18 protein-coding genes and 1 pseudogene are annotated in these 23,135 nt (G+C 75.0%); 10 read left to right on the forward strand and 9 right to left on the reverse strand.

Going from position 1 to position 23,135, the window contains the following annotated elements:
• Positions 1 to 82: 82 nt before the first annotated feature.
• Entirely contained in the window at positions 83 to 2,995 is a 2,913-nt protein-coding gene (locus ACIQUR_RS09685) for an SNF2-related protein (protein ID WP_403660990.1), read from the forward strand.
• Entirely contained in the window at positions 2,992 to 4,224 is a 1,233-nt protein-coding gene (locus tag ACIQUR_RS09690) for an SWIM zinc finger family protein (protein WP_403660993.1), read from the forward strand. Before ACIQUR_RS09685 ends, ACIQUR_RS09690 begins: the two co-directional genes overlap by 4 nt.
• Here the strand turns inward: ACIQUR_RS09690 and ACIQUR_RS09695 are convergent.
• Positions 4,199 to 4,732, reverse strand: coding sequence for a hypothetical protein (locus ACIQUR_RS09695; RefSeq protein ID WP_403660996.1), 534 nt, complete (start codon positions 4,730 to 4,732; stop codon positions 4,199 to 4,201). The genes ACIQUR_RS09690 and ACIQUR_RS09695 overlap by 26 nt on opposite strands.
• Positions 4,733 to 4,882: 150 nt before the next feature.
• Here ACIQUR_RS09695 and ACIQUR_RS09700 point away from each other — a divergent pair, with 150 nt between their 5' ends.
• Positions 4,883 to 5,533, forward strand: coding sequence for a chaplin (locus tag ACIQUR_RS09700; protein WP_403660999.1), 651 nt, complete (start codon positions 4,883 to 4,885; stop codon positions 5,531 to 5,533).
• Positions 5,534 to 5,566: 33 nt separating this feature from the next.
• Here the strand turns inward: ACIQUR_RS09700 and ACIQUR_RS09705 are convergent.
• Both ACIQUR_RS09705 and ACIQUR_RS09710 read right to left on the reverse strand, forming a co-directional pair.
• Positions 5,567 to 6,214 (reverse strand): annotated as a pseudogene (locus ACIQUR_RS09705) (DUF2293 domain-containing protein); the annotation flags it as partial.
• 63 nt (positions 6,215 to 6,277) lie between these two features.
• Complete coding sequence (locus ACIQUR_RS09710; protein WP_403661001.1) at positions 6,278 to 7,732, reverse strand: WGR domain-containing protein; 1,455 nt, start codon at positions 7,730 to 7,732, stop codon at positions 6,278 to 6,280.
• Between the two features lie 114 nt (positions 7,733 to 7,846).
• Between ACIQUR_RS09710 and ACIQUR_RS09715 the strand changes: the two genes are divergently transcribed.
• Positions 7,847 to 8,491, forward strand: coding sequence for a uridine kinase (locus ACIQUR_RS09715; protein WP_403661004.1), 645 nt, complete (start codon positions 7,847 to 7,849; stop codon positions 8,489 to 8,491).
• 86 nt (positions 8,492 to 8,577) lie between these two features.
• On the opposite strand, the gene ACIQUR_RS09720 is transcribed toward ACIQUR_RS09715, so the two are convergent.
• A complete protein-coding gene (locus ACIQUR_RS09720; protein ID WP_403661007.1) occupies positions 8,578 to 9,474 on the reverse strand; it encodes a carbohydrate kinase family protein in 897 nt (298 codons plus the stop codon).
• Entirely contained in the window at positions 9,471 to 10,427 is a 957-nt protein-coding gene (locus ACIQUR_RS09725) for a pseudouridine-5'-phosphate glycosidase (protein WP_403661010.1), read from the reverse strand. Before ACIQUR_RS09725 ends, ACIQUR_RS09720 begins: the two co-directional genes overlap by 4 nt.
• A gap of 124 nt (positions 10,428 to 10,551) precedes the next feature.
• Between ACIQUR_RS09725 and ACIQUR_RS09730 the strand changes: the two genes are divergently transcribed.
• Positions 10,552 to 10,920 carry a cupin domain-containing protein gene (locus tag ACIQUR_RS09730; protein ID WP_403661013.1) on the forward strand — a complete coding sequence of 123 codons (369 nt, stop codon included), beginning with the start codon at positions 10,552 to 10,554 and terminating at the stop codon, positions 10,918 to 10,920.
• 67 nt (positions 10,921 to 10,987) lie between these two features.
• On the opposite strand, the gene ACIQUR_RS09735 is transcribed toward ACIQUR_RS09730, so the two are convergent.
• The 3 genes from ACIQUR_RS09735 to ACIQUR_RS09745 form a co-directional block, all read right to left on the reverse strand.
• The gene (locus tag ACIQUR_RS09735; RefSeq protein WP_403661016.1) at positions 10,988 to 12,328 is read right to left on the reverse strand and encodes an MFS transporter; all 1,341 of its coding nucleotides are present in this window, start codon (positions 12,326 to 12,328) and stop codon (positions 10,988 to 10,990) included.
• Positions 12,329 to 12,414: 86 nt separating this feature from the next.
• Positions 12,415 to 12,954, reverse strand: a complete 540-nt coding sequence (locus tag ACIQUR_RS09740) for a methylated-DNA--[protein]-cysteine S-methyltransferase (RefSeq protein ID WP_403661019.1) — start codon at positions 12,952 to 12,954, stop codon at positions 12,415 to 12,417.
• 182 nt (positions 12,955 to 13,136) lie between these two features.
• Positions 13,137 to 14,105, reverse strand: coding sequence for a glycerophosphodiester phosphodiesterase (locus ACIQUR_RS09745; RefSeq protein ID WP_403661022.1), 969 nt, complete (start codon positions 14,103 to 14,105; stop codon positions 13,137 to 13,139).
• 290 nt (positions 14,106 to 14,395) lie between these two features.
• Here ACIQUR_RS09745 and ACIQUR_RS09750 point away from each other — a divergent pair, with 290 nt between their 5' ends.
• From ACIQUR_RS09750 to ACIQUR_RS09770, 5 genes are all read left to right on the forward strand, one after another.
• Entirely contained in the window at positions 14,396 to 15,385 is a 990-nt protein-coding gene (locus tag ACIQUR_RS09750) for an MHYT domain-containing protein (RefSeq protein ID WP_403661025.1), read from the forward strand.
• Between the two features lie 115 nt (positions 15,386 to 15,500).
• Entirely contained in the window at positions 15,501 to 17,672 is a 2,172-nt protein-coding gene (gene uvrB / locus ACIQUR_RS09755) for an excinuclease ABC subunit UvrB (protein WP_403661028.1), read from the forward strand.
• 139 nt (positions 17,673 to 17,811) lie between these two features.
• On the forward strand, positions 17,812 to 18,390 hold the full coding sequence (locus ACIQUR_RS09760; RefSeq protein WP_399940136.1) for a TerD family protein: 579 nt from the start codon (positions 17,812 to 17,814) through the stop codon (positions 18,388 to 18,390).
• A gap of 146 nt (positions 18,391 to 18,536) precedes the next feature.
• Positions 18,537 to 20,402 carry a TerD family protein gene (locus tag ACIQUR_RS09765; protein WP_403661031.1) on the forward strand — a complete coding sequence of 622 codons (1,866 nt, stop codon included), beginning with the start codon at positions 18,537 to 18,539 and terminating at the stop codon, positions 20,400 to 20,402.
• 260 nt (positions 20,403 to 20,662) lie between these two features.
• The gene (locus tag ACIQUR_RS09770) at positions 20,663 to 21,649 is read left to right on the forward strand and encodes a TerC/Alx family metal homeostasis membrane protein (protein ID WP_403661034.1); all 987 of its coding nucleotides are present in this window, start codon (positions 20,663 to 20,665) and stop codon (positions 21,647 to 21,649) included.
• A gap of 52 nt (positions 21,650 to 21,701) precedes the next feature.
• On the opposite strand, the gene ACIQUR_RS09775 is transcribed toward ACIQUR_RS09770, so the two are convergent.
• Positions 21,702 to 22,991 (reverse strand): MFS transporter, encoded by a 1,290-nt coding sequence (locus ACIQUR_RS09775; protein WP_403661454.1) that lies wholly within the window; start codon positions 22,989 to 22,991, stop codon positions 21,702 to 21,704.
• Positions 22,992 to 23,135: the final 144 nt, after the last annotated feature.

Below are 23,135 nucleotides of genomic sequence, written 5' to 3' on the forward strand. Positions count from 1 at the left end.
GGCCTAGACTCGGCTGACAGGGATTGTGACCGCCGGGTAAGGGGCCCGGCGGCCGGCCCGAGGACAGCGGGAGGGAGGCGCCGTGGCAGACGCGCTGCGGTTCGCGGCGGCCACCTTCCTGCCCGCGTCCGTGCCCCGCGAAGGGCGGGTCGCCTTCTGGTCCCCGGCCGGGGAGCCGCCGCCGGGGGCGTCCGGTGCGCTCACGGTCGTCGTGCCGCACGGCCCGGGTGCCCGGAGCCGTTCCGTGCCGGCCGTCCTGCTGCCGGTCGACGAGGCGCTCCCGCTGCTGACCCGGGCCCGGCACGACCCGGCCGCGCACCCCGCGGCGCGCTGCTGGGGCGCGGCCGCCCTGCACGCCCTGCGGCTGACCGCGGCCGGCCGGCTGCTGCCCGGGCTGACCGCCGGGGACCAGGACGCCTGGCGGGCCGGCCCGCTGGACGCGGAGGACGTGGCGCACCTGCGGGCGGTCGCCGCCGCCATGCCGTACGAGGCGCACGCCACCCCCCTCCCGGGCCGCCGTCCGCTCCGGCTGCCCGAGCCGGAGGCGCTGGTGCGGGCGTTCCTGGACGCCGTCGCCGACAGCCTGCCGCGCACCCCGGCCGCGGCGCACGCCTTCGGCGCCCCGTTCGCGGCCCGGGAGCCGCAGCACGTGCCGGGGATGCGCGACTGGGCGGCCCGGGTGGCGGCGGGTGCCGACGCCGGCGTCGGCGTCTCGCTGCGGCTCGACCTGTCCGCGTACGGCCTCTTCGACCCGGCCGAGGACCCGGCCGAGGACCCGGAGGTGCACCCGGCGGAGGAGGCGCCCGGCGGCACGTCCGCGGGCGCCCCGGGGCAGCACGGCACGGCCGCCGCCGGGACCGGCCGTACGGCCGCCGCCCGCCGGCACCTCCGGCGGGCCGGGGCGGCCGTGGTCCAGGTGCACAGCCTGGCCGACCCGACGCTGGTCACGGACGCGGGCCTGCTCTGGGCCGGGCGCGCCGCCGACGCCTTCGGGCCCCGGGCCAGGATCGACGCGGTGCTGGCGCTGCGCCGGGCCGGCCGGGTCTGGCCGCCGCTGCTGCGGCTGCTCGACCAGCCCGCGCCGGACGTCCTGGCGCTGTCCGACCCGGAGCTGGAGGAGCTGCTCGGCGTGGCCGCGACCCGGCTCGCGGCGGCCGGCGTGCTCGTGCACTGGCCCCGCGAGCTGGCCCGCACCCTCAGCGCGACGGCCGTGCTGCGCGGCCGGACGGCGCCCGGCTCGGCCGCGGACGGCACCTCGTTCTTCGACGCGCAGGAGCTCTTCTCCTTCGAGTGGGAGATCGCGCTCGGCGGCGACCGCCTCACCCCGGGGGAGATGGACGCCCTGGCCCAGGCGCACCGCCCCGTCGTACGGCTGCGCGACCAGTGGGTGCGGGTCGATCCCGAGCTCGTACGCAAGGCCCGCAAGCGGCAGTTGGGGCTCCTCGACCCGGTGGACGCCCTCGCGGCGGCGCTCTCCGGCACCGTGGAGACCGAGGGCGGGCCGGTGGAGGCCGTGCCCGTCGGGGCGCTCGCCGCCCTGCGCACGCGGCTGACGGCCGACCTCGCGCCGCTGCCCGAGCCGGCCGGGCTCAAGGCCACGCTGCGCGAGTACCAGGGCCGCGGGCTGGCCTGGCTGGACCTGATGACCTCCCTCGGCCTCGGCGGCTGTCTCGCCGACGACATGGGCCTGGGCAAGACGGTCACCCTGATCGCCCTCCACCTGCACCGGGCCCGCCCGGAACCCACCCTGGTGGTCTGCCCCGCCTCGCTGCTGGGCAACTGGCAGCGGGAGATCGAGCGGTTCGCGCCCGGCGTGCCGGTCCGCCGGTACCACGGGGCCGGGCGCAGCCTGGAGGGCCTGGACGGCGGCTTCGTGCTGACCACGTACGGCACCATGCGGGCGAGCGCGGAGCGGCTGGCCGCGGTGGGCTGGGGCCTGGTGGTGGCCGACGAGGCGCAGCACGTGAAGAACCCGCACGCGGCCACGGCCAGGGCGCTGCGCACGATCCCGGCGCCGGCCCGGGTGGCGCTGACCGGCACCCCGGTGGAGAACAACCTCTCCGAGCTGTGGGCGCTGCTCGACTGGACGACCCCCGGCCTGCTGGGCCCGCTCACCACCTTCCGGGCCCGGCACGCGCGCGCCGCCGAGCAGGACGAGAACCCGGGGCACGAGGACGCGGTGGCCCGGCTGGCCCGCCTGGTGCGGCCCTTCCTGCTGCGCCGCCGGAAGTCGGACCCGGGCATCGCCCCCGAGCTGCCGCCGAAGACGGAGACCGACCACCCGGTGCCGCTCACCCGCGAGCAGGCATCCCTCTACCAGGCGACCGTGCAGGAGACGATGGCGCTCATCGAGGCGAGCGAGGGCATCGCGCGGCGCGGCCTGGTCATGAAGCTGCTGGGCTCGCTCAAGCAGATCTGCAACCACCCGGCGCAGTTCCTCAAGGAGGAGCGGCCGCGCGTCGCGCACCGCTCGGGGAAGCTGGCGCTGCTCGACGAACTCCTCGACACGATCCTGGCCGAGGGCGGTTCGGTGCTGGTGTTCACGCAGTACGTCACCATGGCCCGGATCCTCGCCGCCCACCTGGAGGCCCGGGGGGTGAGCGCCCAACTGCTGCACGGTGGCACGCCGGTGGCGCGCCGCGAGGAGCTGGTCGACCGCTTCCAGTCCGGTGAGGTGCCGGTGTTCCTGCTGTCCCTCAAGGCGGCGGGTACGGGCCTGAACCTCACCCGGGCCGGGCACGTCGTCCACTACGACCGGTGGTGGAACCCGGCCGTCGAGGAGCAGGCCACCGACCGCGCGTACCGCATCGGGCAGACCCAGCCGGTGCAGGTGCACCGGCTGGTCGCCGAGGGCACCGTCGAGGACCGGATCGCGGAACTCCTGGAGGCCAAGCGGGCGCTGGCCGACGCCGTGCTCGGCCACGGCGAGGCGGCGCTGACCGAGCTGACCGACGCCGAGCTGGCGGACCTCGTCTCCCTGCGGAGGCCCTCGTGACCACCGCGCGGGAGGACCGCCGCCGCACCTTCGACGCCCTGCCGGCCGGCCTGGCGCCCGAGAGCTGGTGGGGCCGGGCCTGGGTGGCCGCGCTGGAGGAGCGGGCGCGCGACTCGGCGCGGCTGGCGCGCGGCCGTACGTACGCCCTCGAAGGGCACGTGGACGCGGTGACCGTCACGCCCGGCCGGGTGGTGGCCTACGTGCGGGGCAGCAGGCCGCGCCCGTACCGCACCTCGCTCGCGCTGACCACCTTCGCGGGCGAGGAGTGGGAGGCGCTGCTGGAGGAGGTGGCGGCCGACCCCGGGCAACTCGCCGCGCTGCTGGACCGGGAGGTTCCGCAGGCCCTGTCCGGGGCGCTGCTGCCGGGTCGCGGCGACCTGATCCCCAACTGCTCCTGCCCGGACTTCGCCCGGCCGCCCTGCAAGCACGCGGCCGCGCTCTGCTACCGGCTGGCCCGGCTGCTGGACGAGGACCCGTTCGTGCTCCTGCTGCTGCGCGGGCGCGGCGAGCGGGAGGTGCTGGAGGACCTCACGCGGCGGAACGCCCTGCACGCGGCCCGCGAGCGGCCCGCCGCGGAGCCCGAGCTGCCGGGGGTCCTGGCCCGCACGGCCTTCGCGCGGCGGGAACTCCCTCCGCTCCCGGTGCCGTTGCCGCCGCCCGCGGCCCCCGGTCACCCGGCGGCCTGTCCCGACGATCCGGCCGCCCCGGATCCGCTGGCGCTGGACCAGCTGGCGACCGACGCGGCGGTACGGGCGTACGCGCTGCTCACCACCGGCGCGGACCCGGTCGCCGGCCTCACGCCCTGGCAGGACGCGGCCCGGCTGGCCTCCGCGCACCCCACCTCGGGGCTGACCGGCACGGCCCGCGGCCTCTACCGCGAGCTGGCCGGGGCCACCGGCCGGAGCACCACGGAACTGGCCCGGGCCGGCGCGGCCTGGCGGCAGGGCGGGCTGGTGGCGCTGACCGTGCTGGAGGAGGCCTGGGACCCGCCCGCGGGACCCTTCGACCGGGCCCGTCCCGCGCTGCTGGCGGCGGGCGAGGGGACCTTCCGGCCCCACCGCAACCACCTGACCTCGGGCAGCCGGCAGCTCAGGCTGGGCCGGGACGGCCTGTGGTACCCCTACGAGTCCTCGCCGGCCACCCCGCCCGTCTGGTGGCCCGCGGGCCGTCCGGCCGCCGATCCGGTGGCGGCCCTGGCCGGCGTCACAGGCGGTCCGCCCACTCCGTGAGCGCGGTGAAGTCCGCCGGGCGCAGGCCCCGGCGGGGGTCCACGTGCAGCAGCAGGCAGGGTGCGTCGTGCCGGGCCGTGGCGTAGACCCGGTCCCGGTGCGTGAACATGTCGTCGACCCAGGCGAACGGCCGGCCCGCCGCCCACTCCAGCAGGGGGCGGGTCTTCCAGAAGAGGCCGTCGGGATCGCGGGCGAACATTTCCGGCCACTCGATGACCGGCAGGTCGCCGGGCAGTCCCACGTGCGGGGAGATCATCTCGTTCGCCTGGTGCATCCAGGCGGTCGCCCAGACGAGTTCGTACGGGAGTGCGGTCAGCCTGGCTCCGTGGCCCGGGTGCAGCCGCACCCGCACACCGCGCCGCGCCCTCCGCGAACCGGGCCGCTGGTGGGTGAGCCAGGGCTCCGGCCACATCCGGTGACTGGTGTATCCGCGCAGGCCGGAGAGGCGGGAGCGGAAGGGGTTGAGGGGTCCGTCGACGTCGAGGAGGAGCAGCGGACGATCGGTCATGAAGTACGGAGTACCCAGGACACGATGGAGTGAAATGCGTACCGGCCATAACCCGAATGGCTTCATCGCGTTGATTCCGGTGCGGGTGCGTCACCCGCGGACACTTCTCCGGAAGGCGGGACACAGATGCGGCAGCTTCCTCGAAATGGCTTGATCGCGACGGTCGTTGCGGGCGGTGCGCTCTCCCTCGCGGGCCTCGCCGGGGGCGCCTGGGCCGACAGCGGCGCCGACGGCGCGGCGGCCGGGTCGCCCGGCCTGGTCTCCGGGAACCTCGTGCAGCTCCCGGTCGACGTGCCGGTGAACGTCTGCGGCAACACCGTGAGCGTGGCCGGACTGCTCAACCCGGCCGCGGGCAACACCTGCGCGAACGAGGACGGCCGGGCCCGGCCCGGTAAACCCGGCGGGGGGCGCGATGCCGGGGACCAGGGCGAGGACGTGCTGGTGCGCGGCAGCGGAAAGGATTCACCGGGGATCCTCTCCGGCAACGGCGTCCAGCTGCCCGTCAAGGTGCCGGTGAACGTCAGCGGCAACTCGGTCAACGTCGTCGGCGTCGGCAACGCCGCCACCGGCAACACCTCCGTCAACGGACCCGGCCCGGTGCGCAGCGGCCTCAAGCCCCCGCAGCCGCCGGTGACGCGCCCCGTCGCGCCCACCCCCCGGCCCGTGGCCCAGCCGCCGCGGCCCGGCGGCCCCGGTCTCGCCCACACCGGGACCGAGGCCCTCGGCTACCTCGCCCCCGCGGGCGCCGGCCTGCTGCTGGGCGGCGCACTGCTCTACCGGCGGTTCCGCCCCGCCCGCTAGGACCGGCGGGGGTGTCCGGGCGGCGGGTCCGGCCGGGTCCCGCCAGGAGGCCAGCACCGCCTCGATCCGGGCCGCCAGCCGGGCCCGGGCCTCGAAGCGGGGCACCCCCGCCATCAGCAGCGCGTCGTACTCCGTGTCCATGTGGCGCACGGAGGCGCGCACCGCGACCGCGACCGCGTCCTCGTGCAGGGCGCGGCCGGCCGCGCTGCGCCCCACCCGCCCGCTGCCCCGCACCGAGGCGTGCGCGGCGACCGACTGCGCCCGCTCGGGCGGGATGCCGGGGAACAGCCGGCGTATCTCCGCCGCGAACGCGGCGGTGAACCGGCTGTCCTCGGCCGCCCGGCGCACCTGGTCGCGGGCCCGCCGCCGGGCCCGCGCGCCGGCGTCCGCCCGGCACCGGGCCTCGGCCCTGGCCAGCGCGGCCCCCTCCACCAGCAGCCCCTGCCGCTCGTGCCGGCGGCGCCGCTTGTTGAACCGCACGACCACGGCGTACAGCGAACTGCCCTCCCGTGCCCGGCGGGTGAGCGCCGTGTCGCCGCGCGGCAGGTAGACCAGGTGCCCCAGGTCGGCACAGTCCAGGCAGCGGGGCACGCGGTTCTCCCGGACGTGCCGCCGCAGCGGTCCGGCCCGGCACTCCGCGCAGTGCACCGCCTTCAACGGTTCGAAGACCACGAGGTTCACGGTGGGTTGATACCGCTGCGGGAGCCCGCTCTCACCTGCCGCGGCCGATTCGCCGCCGCGCCCTCAGACCAGGCGCCGTATCTCACCGCGCACGCGGTAGAACCCGGACGAGGCCGCGTGCAGCCCCTCGACCACGTACCGGGCGCCCGGCTCCCGGATCCCGCGCGGGAACTGCACGTTCCACGAGGGCTCGTAGCCGTCCGACACCACGTGCACCCGCAGTCGTCCGCCCTGCTGTACGCACTCGACCACGATCCCGCCCGCCGGGGCCACCGTCACCGTCGCCACCTGCGCCACCGACGCGGCCGGGGTGTACGTCGGCAGCGCGGCCGCCTGCTTCACGTCCACCGCGGTCGGCACCGAACCCGACTGCGCCGCCGTGATGGCCGCCTCGCTCGCGTCCACGCAGACCAGCGAGCCGTCCGTGGTCACCAGGTACAGCTTCTCGTCCAGGTACTGCATCGACAGCGCGGAACCGCCCCCGGTGCCCAGCTTCCAGAGCCGCCGCCCGTCCGCGTCGAAGCAGTAGACCGACGAGGAGGAGTCGCCGGCGAACACGTGCCGGCCGTCCTCGGAGGTGGCGCACGAGTACACGGTCGTGTCGCAGCGGTACGTCGCCTCCACCGCACCCGTCGCCTTCGACAGCCGCTGCACCACGCTCCGCCCCGTGCCGGCGTACACCGCGTGGTCCTCCTGCCAGCCGAACAGCACCGAGCCGTTCGTCGGCGTGTGCCACAGCTCCCCGCCGCCGTCCGGTGCGTACGCCGTCACGCCCTTGTCGTGCCCGTGGTAGACGGCGCCGGCGTCCGCCCGCACCATCCAGGCGTGCCGCCCCGAGGACCGGCGCGACCACTGGAACTCGTCCTCGTGGTCGATCACCGTCAGGCCGCCGTTCGCGTCGGCCACGTGGAGCACGCCCTCGTGGATGTCCAGCCAGAAGATGTCCACGTCGTCGGCGATCGAGTACGCGCCGAACGGCACCTTCGACGACAGGTCGTACACCGTGCCGTCGTCACAGCCCGCGTAGATCCAGAACTCGTCCGCGACCAGGCACTTCACCCCGTCCGGCAGCGAGTACCTGGCGAGCACCTCGCCGCCGTGGCTGAGGGTGTACACGTCGCCCGCCTGGTTCCCCACCCAGCAGCGGTCCGCGTCGATGTGGATGCCGAAGGCCGCGGCCCCCGTGCGGAAGCGCCACAGCACCGGCGCCACCGACCGGGCCGTCGACCGCGAGGACGTCACCTGACGCCGGGTCACCGCGCGGGCGGCCCGCTGCCCGCGCACCGCGGGGGCGTACCCCTTGCGCACCTTCTCGCCGATCTTCTTCGCGGCGGCCGCGCGGGCCTTCTCCACGGTCGGGAAGGACGAGCTCTGCACCTGGCCGTCGGCCCCGATCCGGCCGTACCGCACCGTGACGGCGGTGCCCGCGACCGTCACCTCGTAGAACTTGTGCGCACCGCCGCCGTCCTGCGACAGCTCCAGGTACGTGACGTCCTCGACCAGCGACTCCGCAGACATGACAGACCCCTCCCCAGGCCGGAACCGGCGGCATTTCCGCCGCCGGAGATCACTGGGGAAGACGCTAGGGCCCGCCACTGACAACGCCCGGCGGACGACCGGGACAATGGGACCGTGCGGATGGAAGCGATCACCTGGGAACGGCTGGCGGAGGCCCTCGCGGAGCACCTCGGCACACACCCCGACACCCGCGACGGAGGCCCCTGGCAGCGGCTGGCGGTGGACGGCGCGCCCGCCGCCGGCACCGGCGACCTGGCCGCCCGCACCGCCGACGAGCTGCGGCTGCGCGGCCGTTCCGTCCTCGTGGTCCCCGCGGACGGCTTCCTCCGCCCCGCCTCCCTGCGCTACGAGTTCGGCCGCCGGGACGTGGAGTCCTACCTCGGCGGCTGGTACGACACCGGCGCGCTGTGGCGGGAGGTCTTCGGCCCCCTGGAGCCGGGCGGCAGCGGACGGGTCCTGCCCGACCTGTGGGACCCGGTCACCGACCGGGCCACCCGCAGCCCGTACGTCGAACTCCCGCCGGGCGGCGTGCTGATCGTCCACGGTCCGCTGCTGCTCGGCCGGTGGTTCCCCTTCGACCTCAGCGTGCACGTCAGCCTGTCGCCCGGCGCGCTCGCCCGCCGCACGCCCGAGGCGGACCGCTGGACGCTGCCGGCCTTCGAGCGGTACGAGTCCGAGACCGCGCCGGGGGAGGCGGCGGACGCGCTGGTACGGGCCGACGACCCGCGGCACCCGGCCTGGACGGGCATCCGCAGCTGACCGCCGGGCCCGCGGCCGACCGCCGGGCCGCCGACCGCCGGGCCCGCACACCCGCACACCCGGCCGTCCCTCACCCCAAGCCGCCCTCACCCCGGCCGGCCGCCGAGCCGCCCCACCGCCGCCGCGCCCGCCCGGCACCCGGCACGGGCCGCGTCGGCCACCCCGGCACCGCCCAGCCGGGCCGCCAGGAACCCGCCCGTGAACGCGTCCCCCGCACCCGTCGTGTCCAGGGCCCGCGCCGGCCGCCCCGGCACCCGGGCCGTCACCTCGCCCGCCTCGGCCACCAGCGCGCCCGCCGCCCCCAGCGTCACCACCACCAGCGGCACCCGCCGGCTCAGCTCCGCCGCCGCCAGCCCCGCGTCCGCGTCCGGCGCCAGACCGGCCAGCAGCCGGGCCTCGTCCGCGTTCGGCAGCAGCACGCCGGCGTCCCCCACCGCATCGAGGAAACGTTCCGCCCCGAGCCCGGAGAGGAAGCCCGCCGACGCGGGGTCCACGCTCACGGGCACGCCCCGCGCCCGCGCGGAACCCAGCGCCGCCACCGCCGCCGCCCGGCTCGTGTCGCCGAAGAACAGGTAGCCCGACAGGTGCAGATGGGCCACCCCGTCCAGCAGCTCGGGCGCCCAGTCGGCGGGGGAGAGGCAGAGGGCGGCGCCGCTGTCCGTCAGGAAGGTGCGCTCCGCGGCACCGTCGACCAGGGACACCACGGTGGCCGTGGGCTCCGCCGGATCCACCACCAGCCGGGCCCGCACCCCCGCCTCGGCCAGCGCGCGCTCGTGCCAGGCCGCGGACTCGGCGCCCACCCGGGCCAGCAGGCCGACCTCCGCCAGCCCCTCGTGCGCCGCCCAGCACGCCGCGTTGGCCCCCGCGCCGCCGGGCAGCGTCCGGATGCGGGCCGGCGTGTCGGTGGCCGGGGCCAGCGGCTCTGGATGGACCGCCACCACATCGGTGACCACGTCCCCGACGACCAGCAGCCCCCCGTTCACCGCGCGGGCCCCGCCTCCGCACCCGCGTCACGCCGGTCCGCCCAGGCCGCGGCCACCCGGGCCGCCAGCCGCACGTTCCCGCGCACCGCCGCCAGGTTGGCCTCCAGCGACGCCCCGCCGGTCGCCCGTACCAGCCGGTCCAGCAGGAACGGCGTCACCGCCTGCCCCGTGATCCCCTCCGTCCGGCAGCGCTCCAGGGCCTCCGCCAGCACCCGGTCGTGCAGCGCGGGGTCCAGCTGGTCCGCCTCCGGCACCGGCTGGGCGACCAGCAGCGCCGACCCGGGCCCGCCGAGGGCGTCCTGCGCGGCCATGACGCGCGCGACCTCCTCCGGCGTACCCACCGTCCAGTCGACCGGCAGGCCCGAACTGCTCAGGTAGAAGCCGGGGAAACGTTCCGTCCGGTAGCCGAGGACGCCGACGCCCAGGGTCTCCAGCCGCTGGAGCGTGGCCGGCACGTCCAGGATCGACTTCACCCCCGCGCACACCACCGTGATCCGCGTCCGGGCGAGCAGCGCCAGGTCGGCGGACTCGTCCTGGCTCGCCGCCCACTCCCGGTGCACGCCGCCCAGCCCGCCGGTCGCGAAGACCCGCAGCCCGGCCCGCGCGGCGAGGAAGGCCGTGGCCGACACGGTCGTCGCGCCCGAGGCCCCGGAGGCCATGGCGGGCGCGAGGTCGCGGTGCCCGAGCTTGCGCACCGAGGCGTCCCCCGCGACCCGTTCGAGCCCGGCCTTGTCCAGGCCGGCGTACGGCACCCCGTCGAGCACCGCGATGGTGGCCGGCACCGCGCCCTCCGCGCGGACCAGCGCCTCCAGCTCCTCGCCCACCGCCAGGTTCCGCGGGCGTGGCAGCCCGTGCGCGATGATCGTGGACTCCAGGGCGACGACGGGAGCACCGCGCTCCACCGCCTCGCGCACTTCCTCCGACAGGACCGGGACCGCTGGCTGTTGTGGCATGTCCCCATCCATGGCACGCGATCCACCCCGTCAAACGCGCCCGGCACTCTGACGCGTGGAAGGGGCCGATTGTGGACGGTCTGACCAGCCATGACGCGGCGCCGGGCAGCTAGGGTGGCGGGCCATGAGCACCCGTGACCATGACCTCGCCCCCGCGTCCTTCGCCGTTTCCGTCCCCGACGTCGAGCTGGAGGCCGAGCCCCTGGACCCCGCCCAGATCGTCTCCGGCGACCCCGTGGTGACCGGCAAGGTGCTCTGGGAGTCGGCCGACGGCAAGCAGCTGCGCGGCATCTGGCAGATCACCCCGGGCGTGGTGACCGACACCGAGGCGAACGAGCTGTTCGTCGTGATCAGCGGCCGGGCCACCGTCGAGGTGGAGGGCGGCGACACCCTGGAGGTCGGACCGGGCACGGCGGCCGTGCTGCGCGAGGGCGACCGTACGACCTGGACCGTCCACGAGACCCTCCGCAAGGCGTACCACATCAGCCTCTGACGATCCCCCGAAGGCCGTCACGCCGCTGTCACGCCACCACTCCGCCGACGTCACGAGGACGCCGCCGCTACGACGCCGGATCCTCCGGCTCCCCGCCCCGCGTCTTCGGCACGGGGTGGCGGCGCGCCGTGAACAGCGCGAGCCCCGCCATCGGCAGCAGCAGCGAGGCGCCGATGACGTTCAGCCAGCCGTAGCTCGCCTGCGCGACGATCAGGCCCGCGGCCGCGCCGCCCAGGCCCGCGCAGGCGCTGCTGGTGAGATCGGCCAGACCCTGTACGGCGGCCCGCGCGGCCTGCGGCACGGAGTCGGTCAGCAGCGCCGAGCCGGACACCAGGCCGGCCGACCAGCCGAGGCCGAGCAGGAAGAGACCGGCGGCGGTCCGCCCGTGGTCCGGGCCCGCCGTGCCGGCGAGCAGCGCGGCCAGCGCGATCAGGCCGGCCGACAGCCCGATCACCGAGAAGCGGCCCACCCGGTCCGCCAGCCAGCCCCACACGGGCGAGAAGGCGTACATGCCGGCGATGTGGCCGCTGATGACCAGGCCGACCAGTTCCAGGTCCGCCCCGTGGTGACCGAGGTCCACCGGCGTCATCACCATGATCGAGACCATCGCGGTGTGCGAGACGGCCACGGTGACCAGGGCCAGCCGCGCCCGCGGCGATGCCGCCACGGCCGCGAACCCGGCCCTCAGCGAGCGCGCCTCGGCCCGTTGCTCGGACGGCGCGGCCAGCGCGCGTGCCGTGAGCAGCGGGTCGGGCCGGAGCAGTACGCCGACCAGCAGCGCGGCCAGCAGGAAGATCGCCGCCGCCCACAGGAAGGGCCCGGCGAGCTCGGGTATCGAGCTGCCGGCGAAGCTCCGGCTCGCCGGCGCCGCCAGGTTCGGACCCAGCACCGCGCCGATCGTGGTCGCCCACACGACCGTGGAGATGGCCCGCGCCCGGTGGTCCGGCTCGGCCAGGTCGGCCGCGGCGAACCGGGCCTGGAGGTTCGCCGAGGAGGCGGCACCGAAGCAGGCCATGCCGAGCAGCAGCACCGGGAAGCTGTCCAGCGCCGCTCCCAGGACCACCAGACCGCCGCCGAACGCGCCGATCAGGTACGCGAGGACCAGCCCGGCCCGCCGGCCCCGCCGGGTCATCAGCGCGGCCAGCGGCAGCGACAGCAGCGCGGTGCCGGTGACCGAGGCCGTCGGCGCCAGGCCGGACATCGACTCGCTGCCGCTCACCTCGGTGGCCAGCACCGGGGCCAGCGCGATGGCGATGGGCACGCCGAGCCCGCCCAGGATCTGGCTGCCGATGAGCACCGCGGAGGTGCGCCGCCGCAGCGCGGGCAGCTCCTCCGGGGTCACGGCGGCGGGTGCGGCGGCGGACGGGGTGCCGGGGGTGGCGTCGGTACACGCGGGATCGGTGGTCACCGACGCAGTGTCGCAGCCCCCACCCCGCGGCGGAACAGGCATTTTCCGGTGCCGCCTGCCGCCCGGTCGGCACCACCGCCGGCGGCTCAGAACAGCGGCTCCGGCAGGACGCCCTCCAGCGCGAGCAGCGTCCGCTTGGCCTCCAGACCGCCCCCGAAGCCGCCGATGCCCCCGTCGTTCTCCAGCACCCGGTGGCAGGGCACCACGACCGGCAGCGGATTGGAACCCATGGCCGCCCCCACCGCCTGCGCCGCCCCGGGCTGTCCCACGCGGGCGGCCAGCTCGCCGTACCCCACGACGGAGCCGTACGGCACCGACCGCTCCAGCTCGCCCAGCACCCGGCGGTTGAAGCCGGCGCTCAGCCGCCAGTCCAGCGCCAGCTCGAACCGCCTGAGCTCGCCGGCGAAGTACGCGGCCAGCTGGCGCACCGGCTCCGCCAGCAGCACCTCCTCGCCGGCGGGCGGCCGGACCGGCTCCGCCCCCAGGCGCGCCGCGAGCGGGGCTGTCCGGCGCTCCTCGCCGTGGAACTCGACGCGCACCAGCCCGGCGGGCGTGGCGGCGAGGAACAGCGGGCCGACGCCGCTGTCGACGACGGTCCATTCGAGGTGGCGCTCACCGAGGTTCACGAATCCACCGTACGGCGCCCCGCCGACAACGCCCGCCGCGTCCTGCCCGCCCGCCGGCGGCGTCCTCCCCCCCCCGCCCGTCCGCGGCGGTCGCCACCCGCCGGCCCGCGGGGCGCTCCGGCCCGCTCAGGGCCCCGCTCAGCGGCAGGTCGGCGACCGCTCAGCGGCAGGTCGGCGCCCGCTCAGCGCCCGGTCACCGCGTCCCTGATCCGGTCCGGGCGATTCGTGATGATCCCGTCCACGCCCAGGTCCGCCATCCGCACCGCGACGTCCGCGTTGTCCACGGTCCAGGCGTCGACCTCCAGCCGCCTGCCGTGCGGGCCCGTGAGGTCGTGCACGGCCGCCACCCACTCCGCGGAGATGCCGCCGTACCAGGGGTTGATCCGGTCGGTGAAGGCCGCGTACGCGGGCAGCTCCGCCACCGCCGGGGTGCCCAGGAAGGCGGTGGTCAGGTCCGGCCGCAGCGCGTGCACGGTCCGGATCGAGTCGGCGGCGAAGCTCTGCACCACCAGCCGCCGCGTCACGTGCCGCCGGTCGAGCCACCCGGCCTCCTCCAGCACCCGCACGGTGTCCTGCTCGATGCCCGGGTAGAGGGCGGGCAGCTTGATCTCCAGCAGCAGGCGCTGTCCGTTCAGCTCCAGCCGGTCGAGGTACTCCCGCAGCGTGGGCACGCGGGCCCCCGCGAAGCCGGCGCCGAACCAGCTGCCCGCGTCCAGCCGGGCGATCTCGGCGGCCGTGAAGTCCGCGACCCGCCAGGGCGAGCGGTCCGGGAAGACCTGCTCCGCGTCCGTCGTCCGGGCCAGGGTCTCGTCGTGGACGACGACCAGCTCGCCGTCCCTGGTGCGCTGGACGTCGTTCTCCACCCACTCGATGCCGAGCCCGTCGGCGTGGTCGACGGCGGCGAGGGTGTTCTCCGGCGCGTACGCCGAAGCCCCCCGGTGGGCGAAGACGGTGGGGGCGCCGAGCCGGGCCGGCAGGGCACCGGGCGCACCGGGCGCACCGGGGAGGCCGGGCCGCGCCGGGGTTCCCGCGGCGGGTCCGGAGGAGGACCGGGCCAGCGAGGCCGTGGCTCCGGCCAGGGTGAGGGCGAGGCCGAGCAGCGCGGTGGCCGCGGCCAGGGAGAGGGATCGCCGGGAGGGGCGTACGTACATGGGCGTGCTCCGGGTGCCGGGGGCCGGTGGACCGGCCGGCGACGACAGGGGTGGCCGTGGCGAGCATGACGGTGCGTCGGCAACGCCCGGCGGGGCCGAGGTGGCCGAGAGGAGAACGAATCCGTCCGGAACGCCGTCATGGCTCCGCCGTGGCGGAAATCGGGTGCGGGAAATCTGGCGCTTGGCAGTGCGCGGGAGCGCCCGGCGGCCCTAATCTCGCCCTCAATCAGGCCCGGGGCGGGATGAGTTGGCGCCGGTCACGGCCGGGACTTGCTGAAGGGCGGGCAGGGATGGGCGGGACGGACGTCGTGACCGGCACGGTCGGCACGGTCGACGGGTTCAGCTATGGCGTGATCACGCCCCTCGCGGCGTATCTGATGGCGTGTCTGGGCGGGGCGCTCGGCCTGCGCTGCACCACTCGTTCCCTCCTCGTCGAGCGCTCGTGGCGGCCCGGCTGGCTCGCCCTGGGGGCCACGGCCATCGGCTCCGGCATCTGGACCATGCACTTCATCGCGATGATGGGGTTCTCGGTCGCCGAGTCGCCACTGAACTACGACAAACGGACCACATTCGCCAGCCTCGCCGTCGCCATCGTCATGGTGGGCGTGGGGATCTTCATCGTGGGCTACCGGGGCAGCACCCCCATGTCGCTGGTCACCGGCGGCACGATCACCGGACTGGGCGTCGCGTCCATGCACTACCTCGGCATGGCGGGGATGCGGCTGCGCGGCCACCTGGAGTACGACACGAAGGTCGTGGCCCTCTCCGTGGTGATCGCCGTGGTCGCGGCCACTGCGGCCCTCTGGGCGGCGGTCAGCGTCCGCGGCTTCCTGCCGGCGGTCGGAGCCAGCCTGGTGATGGGCGGCGCGGTCAGCGGGATGCACTACACGGCGATGACCTCCGTGTCGGTGCGGCTGCACGGCGGCTTCACCGACATCGGCGGCTCCGCGCCGGCCACCCTCCTCGCACCCATGCTGATCGGCCCGGTGGTCTTCCTGGTGGTCGCCGGCGTGGTGGTGATGTTCGACCCGCTGCTGGTCATGGGCACGCCCGACTGGAAGAAGCCCGGCGAGACGCCGCCGCCCGCGCCCAGGCCCCGCCGCCCCGTCCACCCGGTGCCCCCGCGGGCCGACCAGGGCTACGGCCAGGCGTACGACCGGGCCTACGACCACGTCCAGGGCCAGGTCAGGGGGTCCGGGTACGGGCGCCTCCCCGGCCGGAACGGCGGCCAGGGGCCCGACCCGGCGTGGGACCGGCCGTACCGCCCGGGCGACCGCTGAGCCGCACCGGCGGGCCCCCGTCCGCCCCGGGGCGGACGGGGGTGGAGCGGGACGGACGGGGGCGGTCCGGGGCGGTCCGGGGCGGGATGTCAGTGGGGGGTCGTACGGTGGACCCATGCGGCCCGTATCGAAGATCGAACGCACGGTGGCGCCCTTCGAGGTCGTCAGCCCGTACCAGCCCAGCGGCGACCAGCCCGCCGCCATCGACGAGCTGGAGCGGCGCATCCGCGCCGGCGAGAAGGACGTCGTCCTGCTCGGCGCCACCGGCACCGGCAAGTCGGCCACCACGGCCTGGATGATCGAGAGGCTCCAGCGGCCCACGCTGGTCATGGCCCCGAACAAGACCCTCGCCGCCCAGCTGGCGAACGAGTTCCGCGAGCTGCTGCCGAACAACGCGGTCGAGTACTTCGTCTCGTACTACGACTACTACCAGCCCGAGGCGTACGTCCCGCAGTCGGACACGTACATCGAGAAGGACTCCTCGATCAACGAAGAGGTGGAGCGGCTGCGCCACTCCGCCACCAACTCCCTGCTCACCCGCCGGGACGTGGTCGTCGTCGCGTCCGTCTCCTGCATCTACGGCCTGGGCACCCCGCAGGAGTACGTCGACCGCATGGTGCCGCTCCGGGTCGGCGAGGAGACCGACCGGGACGAGCTGCTCCGCCGCTTCGTCGACATCCAGTACACGCGGAACGACCTGGCCTTCACCCGGGGCACCTTCCGGGTCCGCGGCGACACCATCGAGATCTTCCCGGTCTACGAGGAACTCGCCGTCCGCATCGAGATGTTCGGCGACGAGATCGAGGCCCTGTCCACCCTGCACCCGCTGACCGGCGAGGTGATCAGCGAGGACCGCGAGCTGTACGTCTTCCCCGCCAGCCACTACATCGCCGGCCCGGAGCGCATGCACAACGCCGTCCGGGGCATCGAGGCCGAGCTGGCGGAGCGGCTGGCCGAGCTGGAGAAGCAGGGCAAGCTGCTGGAGGCCCAGCGGCTGCGCATGCGCACCACGTACGACCTGGAGATGATGCAGCAGATCGGGTCCTGCTCCGGCATCGAGAACTACTCGCTGCACATGGACGGCCGCGAGCCCGGCTCCGCGCCGAACACCCTGATCGACTACTTCCCCGAGGACTTCCTCCTCGTGATCGACGAGTCCCACGTGACCGTGCCCCAGATCGGCGCGATGTACGAGGGCGACGCCTCCCGCAAGCGGACCCTGGTCGACCACGGCTTCCGGCTGCCCTCGGCCCTCGACAACCGGCCGCTGAAGTGGGAGGAGTTCCTGGAGCGGATCGGCCAGACCGTCTACCTCTCGGCCACGCCCGGCAAGTACGAGCTGTCCCGCGGCGACGGCTTCGTCGAGCAGATCATCCGCCCCACCGGCCTGATCGACCCCGAGGTGGTGGTCAAGCCCACCGAGGGCCAGATCGACGACCTCGTCCACGAGATCCGGCAGCGGGTCGAGAAGGACGAGCGGGTCCTCGTCACCACGCTCACCAAGAAGATGGCCGAGGACCTCACCGACTACTTCCTCGAACTGGGCATCCAGGTCCGCTACCTCCACAGCGACGTCGACACGCTGCGCCGCGTCGAGCTGCTCCGCGAGCTGCGGGCCGGCGAGTTCGACGTCCTGGTCGGCATCAACCTCCTGCGCGAGGGCCTCGACCTGCCCGAGGTGTCCCTCGTGGCGATCCTCGACGCGGACAAGGAGGGGTTCCTGCGCTCGGGCACCTCCCTGATCCAGACCATCGGCCGCGCCGCGCGCAACGTCTCCGGCCAGGTCCACATGTACGCCGACAAGATGACGCCCGCGATGGAGAAGGCCATCGAGGAGACCAACCGCCGCCGCGAGAAGCAGGTCGCGTACAACACGGCCAACGGAATCGACCCGCAGCCGCTCCGCAAGAAGATCAACGACATCGTGGCGACCATCGCCCGCGAGGAGATCGACACCGAGGAGCTGCTCGGCACCGGCTACCGCCAGGGCAAGGAGGGCAAGGCCGCCAAGGCGCCGGTGCCCGCCCTCGGCGGCAGGGCGGCCAAGGCCGCGAAGGCCGCGCCGGGCAAGGCGGCGGCCGGCAAGGGCGGCGCCAAGGCGGCCGCCGGCACCGAGGTGCTCACCGACCGTCCGGCGGCACAACTGGCCGAGCAGATCGAGGAGATGACCGCGCGGATGCGCGCGGCCGCGGCGGAGCTCCAGTTCGAGATCGCGGCCCGGCTGCGGGACGAGGTCGGCGAACTCAAGAAGGAGCTGCGGCAGATGCGGGAGGCGGGCCAGGCCTGACCGGTCCTCCGCCGGGCCGGGTCTGTGTCTCAGGAGAGCTACAGATTCGGCCCGGACCAGGCTCGATGTCGGCGCCCGTGCGTAGGGTTGGGGCAGCCGCGTGATACGCGGCGGTGGACGCTTCGAGAGGGGACCGAGCGTGACGGTCAACATGACCAAGGGCCAGGCCATCAGCCTGCAGAAGGCCGACGGGGGCACGCTGACCGCGGTGCGGATGGGCCTGGGCTGGCAGGCCGCCAAGCGGCGCGGGCTGTTCGGCTCGCGCACCCGGGAGATCGACCTCGACGCCTCCGCGGTGCTCTTCGCCGACGGACAGCCCGTGGACGTGGTCTTCTTCCGGCACCTGGTCAGCGACGACGGCTCCGTCCGGCACACCGGCGACAACCTGGTCGGCGGCGTCGGCCAGGGCGGGGACGACGAGGCCATCCTCGTGGACCTCCAGCGCGTGCCGGTCCACGTCGACCAGATCGTCTTCACGGTGAACTCCTTCACCGGCCAGACGTTCCAGGAGGTGGACAACGCCTTCTGCCGCATCGTCGACGAGGCCAACGGCCAGGAGCTGGCCCGCTACACCCTCACCGGGGGCGGCGCGTACACGGCGCAGATCATGGCCAAGGTGCACCGCGCGGGCGCGGGCTGGAAGATGACCGCGCTCGGCAACCCGGCCAACGGGCGGACCTTCCAGGACCTGATGCCGGAGATCGTCCGGTACCTGTAGGTTCCCGCCGGGGCCCTTCGGGGCCCCGCCGCCGGCCGTCCGGGGCCGGCGCGGAACCGCTCCGTCCGGTGCCCGTGGGCACCGGCGGCGCCGCGTACGGCCACGGGTGCCGGGCGCGGCCATGTGACACGAGGGGGAGTACGGCGATGACGGCCGAGCTGACGCGGGGGCAGAACCACCCGCTGCCCGGGACCCGGGTCGAGATCCGGGTGTCGGCGGGTACCGCCGTACTGGCCGGCGCCGTCCTCGGCGACGCCGCGGGCCGCCTGTCCGGGCCCGGGGCCCTGGCCCACCGGGCCCCGGGCCTGCCCGGAGTGGCCGTGCCCGGCGGTGCCGCCGCCCGGCACCTGATCGCGGTCGACCTCTCCGCACTGCCCGACGAGGTGCACCGGGTCGGCGTGCTGCTGGCCCTGGTCCCCGGCTCCGGGCCGGTGAGCTTCGGCTCGGCCGCCGCGCCCTTCGTCGCGGTCACCGAGCCCACGGGCGTCGAGCTGGCCACGTACACGGTCACCGGTCTCGGTGCCGAGACCGCCCTGATCGCCCTGGAGCTCTACCGCCGCCAGGACGCCTGGAAGGTGCGGGCCGTCGGCCAGGGGTACGCCGGGGGCCTCGCCGCCCTGCTGGCGGACCACGGCCTCCCGGCTCCCGAGGCCGCGGAACTGGCCGCGCGCGTCCACGCCGAGGCCGGCCCCGCCCGCCCCACCGTCACCGGGCCCGTCACGCCCACCGTCACCGGGCCCGTCACGCCCGTGCCCTCCGGGGCGCAGGGCACGCCCGAGGGCACCGCCGGGCCCGCGGAGAGCCCCGCCACCGGCGGGTCGGGCATCGACTACGCCCACCCGCGGCGCGCCCGCACCACGCCCCCGCCGCCCGTCCCGCGGGCGCCCGAGCCCGCCGAGGGAGAGGCGCCCCGCCCGGTGGCGGGCGACGCCACCGGCTGGACGCTGGAGGAGCGGCTCTACAACCAGGTCTGGGGCATGTTCGAGGACCTGGCCCGGGCCGTCGCCGCGTACCGCAACGCGGTCGAGTTCGCCGACTCCCGGCTGGAGCGCGAGCTCGACCAGACCCTCACCGACCCGCGCGCCCGCCTCGGCGGCGCGGCGGACTCCGCCCGGGACACCGCCCAGGCCCGCCGCGAGGAGCTGGTCGCCCAGGCCCGCGCGGTACTGGACCGCGACCTCGCCCAGCTCGTCGCCGAGTCCGAGGTGGTCGAGCCCGCCCTGCCGCCGGCCTTCGCCCGCTGGGACGCACCCCAGTGGCAGGGCGCGGAACAGCCCGACGAGTGCCCGATGGCGCTCCGCCTCGGCGACCTGCACCTCCCCGAGAGCCCCGAGCTGCGCATCCCCATGCTGGTCAGGCTGCCGCTGGAACGCGGCCTGTGGATCGACAGCGGGCGCACCGGCTCGGAGGCCGCCATGGCGATGGACACCGACGACCTGCGCCGGGTCGCCATGGACACCGCCGTCGCGCTCGCCATCCGGGTGCTCGCGAGCCACCCGGCGGGCGAGTTCCGGGTCCACGCCATCGACCCGGCCGGAGCGGCCGCGGCCGCCCTCGCGCCGCTGTCCGGGCTGCTTGCGGAGGCCCCGGCCGCCGGTGCGGCCGGGGTGTCCGAGCTGCTGGCCTCGCTGACGCGCCGGGTGGACCTGGTGCAGATGGCCCTCAAGGCGGGTGCCCCGGAGGACCTCCCGCCGGACCTCGACACCGCGCGCCGGCTGGTGATCGTCCACGACTTCCCGCACGGCTTCGACGAGCGCGCCGTCACCCGTCTGCGCTACCTCGCCGACGAGGGTCCGCAGGTCGGCGTGCACCTCCTGATGGTCGCGGACCGTGACGAGGCGTCCGCCTACGGGCCACTGCTCGACCCCCTGTGGCGCTCGCTGCTGCGGCTGAGCCCCGTACCGGACGACCACCTGGCCGATCCCTGGGTCGGCCACGCCTGGACGTACGAACCGCTGCACCTGGCCCCCTGGGAGGCACAGCAAGTGCTGGCCAGGATCACCGGCCGGTGACCGCGGGCCGGCCCCGGCCGCGCCCGGGACCGGCCCCGAGCTGACCTTCCACTGACCATTCCTTGGGATTGTCTTTACCAAAAGGCGGTCCGGCCGGTACCCTGAGAGCGCGGAGGGGAGTATTCCCGCTGCGGCGTACCCGTCAATACGGACCGTGACCGGTCCCGGGGCGCCGGCCCGAGCGCGGTGCGCCCTGGTGGAAGAGACCTCCGGCAGCGATGACGCTGACCATGTGCTCGAGCCATCTGCCGGAGGCGTAAGTGGACGTTTCTCTGTCTGTCTGGGTGCTGACCATCCTCGGTCTTGGCATCCTCATCGGTGCCGACTTCTTCATCGGCCGCAAGCCGCATGACGTGTCGGTCAAGGAAGCCGGAATCTGGACGGTCGTCTGGATCGTCCTGGCCGTGCTGTTCGGCCTGGGCCTGCTGTTCTTCGGCAACAGCCAGGCGTCCGGCGAGTTCTTCGCGGGCTTCATCACCGAGAAGTCGCTGAGCGTCGACAACCTCTTCGTCTTCGTCCTGATCATGGCGAAGTTCGCGGTCCCGTCCCACCTCCAGCAGCGGGTGCTGCTCGTGGGCGTGCTGATCGCCCTGGTCCTGCGCGCGATCTTCATCGCCGCCGGCGCCGCGATCATCAGCAGCTTCTCCTGGGTCTTCTACATCTTCGGCGCGTTCCTGATCTACACCGCCTGGAAGCTCATCCAGGAGGCCCGCAAGGACGAGGACGAGGAGGAGTTCGAGGAGAACCGCCTCCTGAAGTCCATCGAGAAGAAGTTCGGCGTCGCGGACCGCTACCACGGCACCAAGCTCTTCATCCGGGAGAACGGCAAGCGGGTGCTGACCCCGCTGATGATCGTCATGCTGGCGATCGGCACCACCGACGTGCTGTTCGCCCTGGACTCCATCCCGGCGATCTTCGGCCTCACGCAGGACCCGTACATCGTGTTCACCGCCAACGCGTTCGCGCTGATGGGTCTGCGCCAGCTGTACTTCCTGATCGGCGGCCTGCTCAAGAAGCTGGTCCACCTCAGCTACGGCCTGTCGATCATCCTCGGCTTCATCGGCGTCAAGCTCGTGCTGCACGCGCTGCACGAGTCCGGCGTCCACGTCCCCGAGATCTCCATCCCGTTCTCGCTCACGGTCATCTGCGGCGTCCTGGTGGTCACCACCATCACCAGCCTGATGGCCTCCAGGAAGCAGGCGGCGGCCGAGGCCGCCGCGGCGGAGAAGGAGAGCGTCGAGGCCTGACCCCCGGCGCGGATCCCGCGGGACCCGCGTACGGAGGCCTGCTCCACGAGCCCTATGCGGGGGCGGTCGCTTCGGCCGCCCCCGCGGCGCGTACCGAGGCAGGCCGGGTCTCCGGCAGCAGCGCGAAGCAGACCAGGCTCACCAGGCACACCCCGGTCAGGTACGCGGCCACCCCCCAGGGCGGGCCGTCCACGTCCGCCAGCGCCGTGGCCACCAGCGGCGTCACCGCCCCGCCCAGCACCCCGCCCAGGTTGTAGCCCACCGCGGCGCCCGTGCAGCGCACCCGGGGCTCGTACAGCTCCGGCAGGTAGGCCGCCACCACCGCGAACATCGTGACCATCGCCATCAGCCCGCCCAGGAAGCCCAGGGTCATCAGCAGCGGCCGCCCGGTCCGCAGCAGCGCGATCAGCGGGAACATCCACACCGTCGCCGCCGCGCACCCGATCAGGCACAGCGGGCGCCGGCCGTACCGGTCGCTCAGCATCGCGATGAACGGCGTGGTGGCCCCCTTCAGGGCGACCGCCGTCATGATGCAGGTCAGCATCGTGGTCCGGCTGACGCCCAGCCGCTCCGTCCCGTAGGCCAGCGACCACGTGCTCACCGTGTAGAACACCGCGTACCCCACGGACAGCGCGCCCCCGGTCAGCAGCACCAGCCGCCAGTGCCCGCGGAACACCTCGGCCAGCGGCGCGGCCGCCCGCGTGCCGCTCGCGGCCAGCGCCCGGAACTCCGGGGTCTCCTCCAGCGCGGCCCGCAGCAGCAGCCCGCCGACCGCCAGCACCCCGGCCACCCAGAAGGGCACCCGCCAGCCCCAGGAGCGGAACTGCGCGTCGGTGAGCACCGCGGACAGGCCCAGCATCACGCCGTTGGCCATCAGGAAGCCGACGGCCGGGCCGATCTGCGGGAAGCTCGTCCAGAGCCCGCGCCGCCGCTCGGGCGCGTGCTCGGCGGTGAGCAGCACGGCGCCGCCCCACTCGCCGCCCAGGCCGAAGCCCTGGAGGAAGCGCAGCACGAGGAGCAGCACCGGCGCTCCGACGCCGATGGTGGCGTACGTCGGCAGGAAGCCGATCGCCACGGTCGCGGCGCCGGTCAGCAGCAGGGACGTGAAGAGCACCGGACGGCGGCCGTACCGGTCGCCGACGTGCCCGAAGACCGCCGAGCCCAGCGGGCGGGCCACGAAGCCGACACCGAAGGTCGCGAAGGCGGCCAGGGTGCCGGCCAGGGGCGAGAAGGTGGGGAAGAAGAGGGGGCCGAGGACCAGGGCGGCGGCGGTGCCGTAGACGAAGAAGTCGTAGAACTCGATGGCCGTCCCCGCGAGGGAGGCCAGGGCGAGGCGGACCATGGGGGGCGAGTGATCGGCGCGCATGGGCCTCCACCTACCGGTTCCGCGCCCGGTACGCGAGGGGGTGCCGCACAGCTTGACCGGAAGGAGTGCATCCACCTGGCCCGGTTGACCTGCGGCGCGGCGTCCGCGACCGGGGCGGGG

Origin of the sequence: Streptomyces sp. NPDC101132, assembly GCF_044759225.1 — a bacterium.
Classification (GTDB): Bacteria; Actinomycetota; Actinomycetes; order Streptomycetales; family Streptomycetaceae; genus Streptomyces.

Bases quoted from the DNA above. Each gene is read 5' to 3' on its own strand.
- ACIQUR_RS09695 (WP_403660996.1), bottom strand. From the start codon at position 4,732: ATGACCGATCGTCCGCTGCTCCTCCTCGACGTCGACGGACCCCTCAAC.
- ACIQUR_RS09765 (WP_403661031.1), top strand. From the start codon at position 18,537: ATGACGGCCGAGCTGACGCGGGGGCAGAACCACCCGCTGCCCGGGACC.
- ACIQUR_RS09730 (WP_403661013.1), top strand. From the start codon at position 10,552: ATGAGCACCCGTGACCATGACCTCGCCCCCGCGTCCTTCGCCGTTTCC.
- ACIQUR_RS09745 (WP_403661022.1), bottom strand. From the start codon at position 14,105: ATGTACGTACGCCCCTCCCGGCGATCCCTCTCCCTGGCCGCGGCCACC.
- ACIQUR_RS09775 (WP_403661454.1), bottom strand. From the start codon at position 22,991: ATGGTCCGCCTCGCCCTGGCCTCCCTCGCGGGGACGGCCATCGAGTTC.
- ACIQUR_RS09710 (WP_403661001.1), bottom strand. From the start codon at position 7,732: ATGTCTGCGGAGTCGCTGGTCGAGGACGTCACGTACCTGGAGCTGTCG.
- uvrB (WP_403661028.1), top strand. From the start codon at position 15,501: ATGCGGCCCGTATCGAAGATCGAACGCACGGTGGCGCCCTTCGAGGTC.
- ACIQUR_RS09725 (WP_403661010.1), bottom strand. From the start codon at position 10,427: ATGCCACAACAGCCAGCGGTCCCGGTCCTGTCGGAGGAAGTGCGCGAG.
- ACIQUR_RS09750 (WP_403661025.1), top strand. From the start codon at position 14,396: ATGGGCGGGACGGACGTCGTGACCGGCACGGTCGGCACGGTCGACGGG.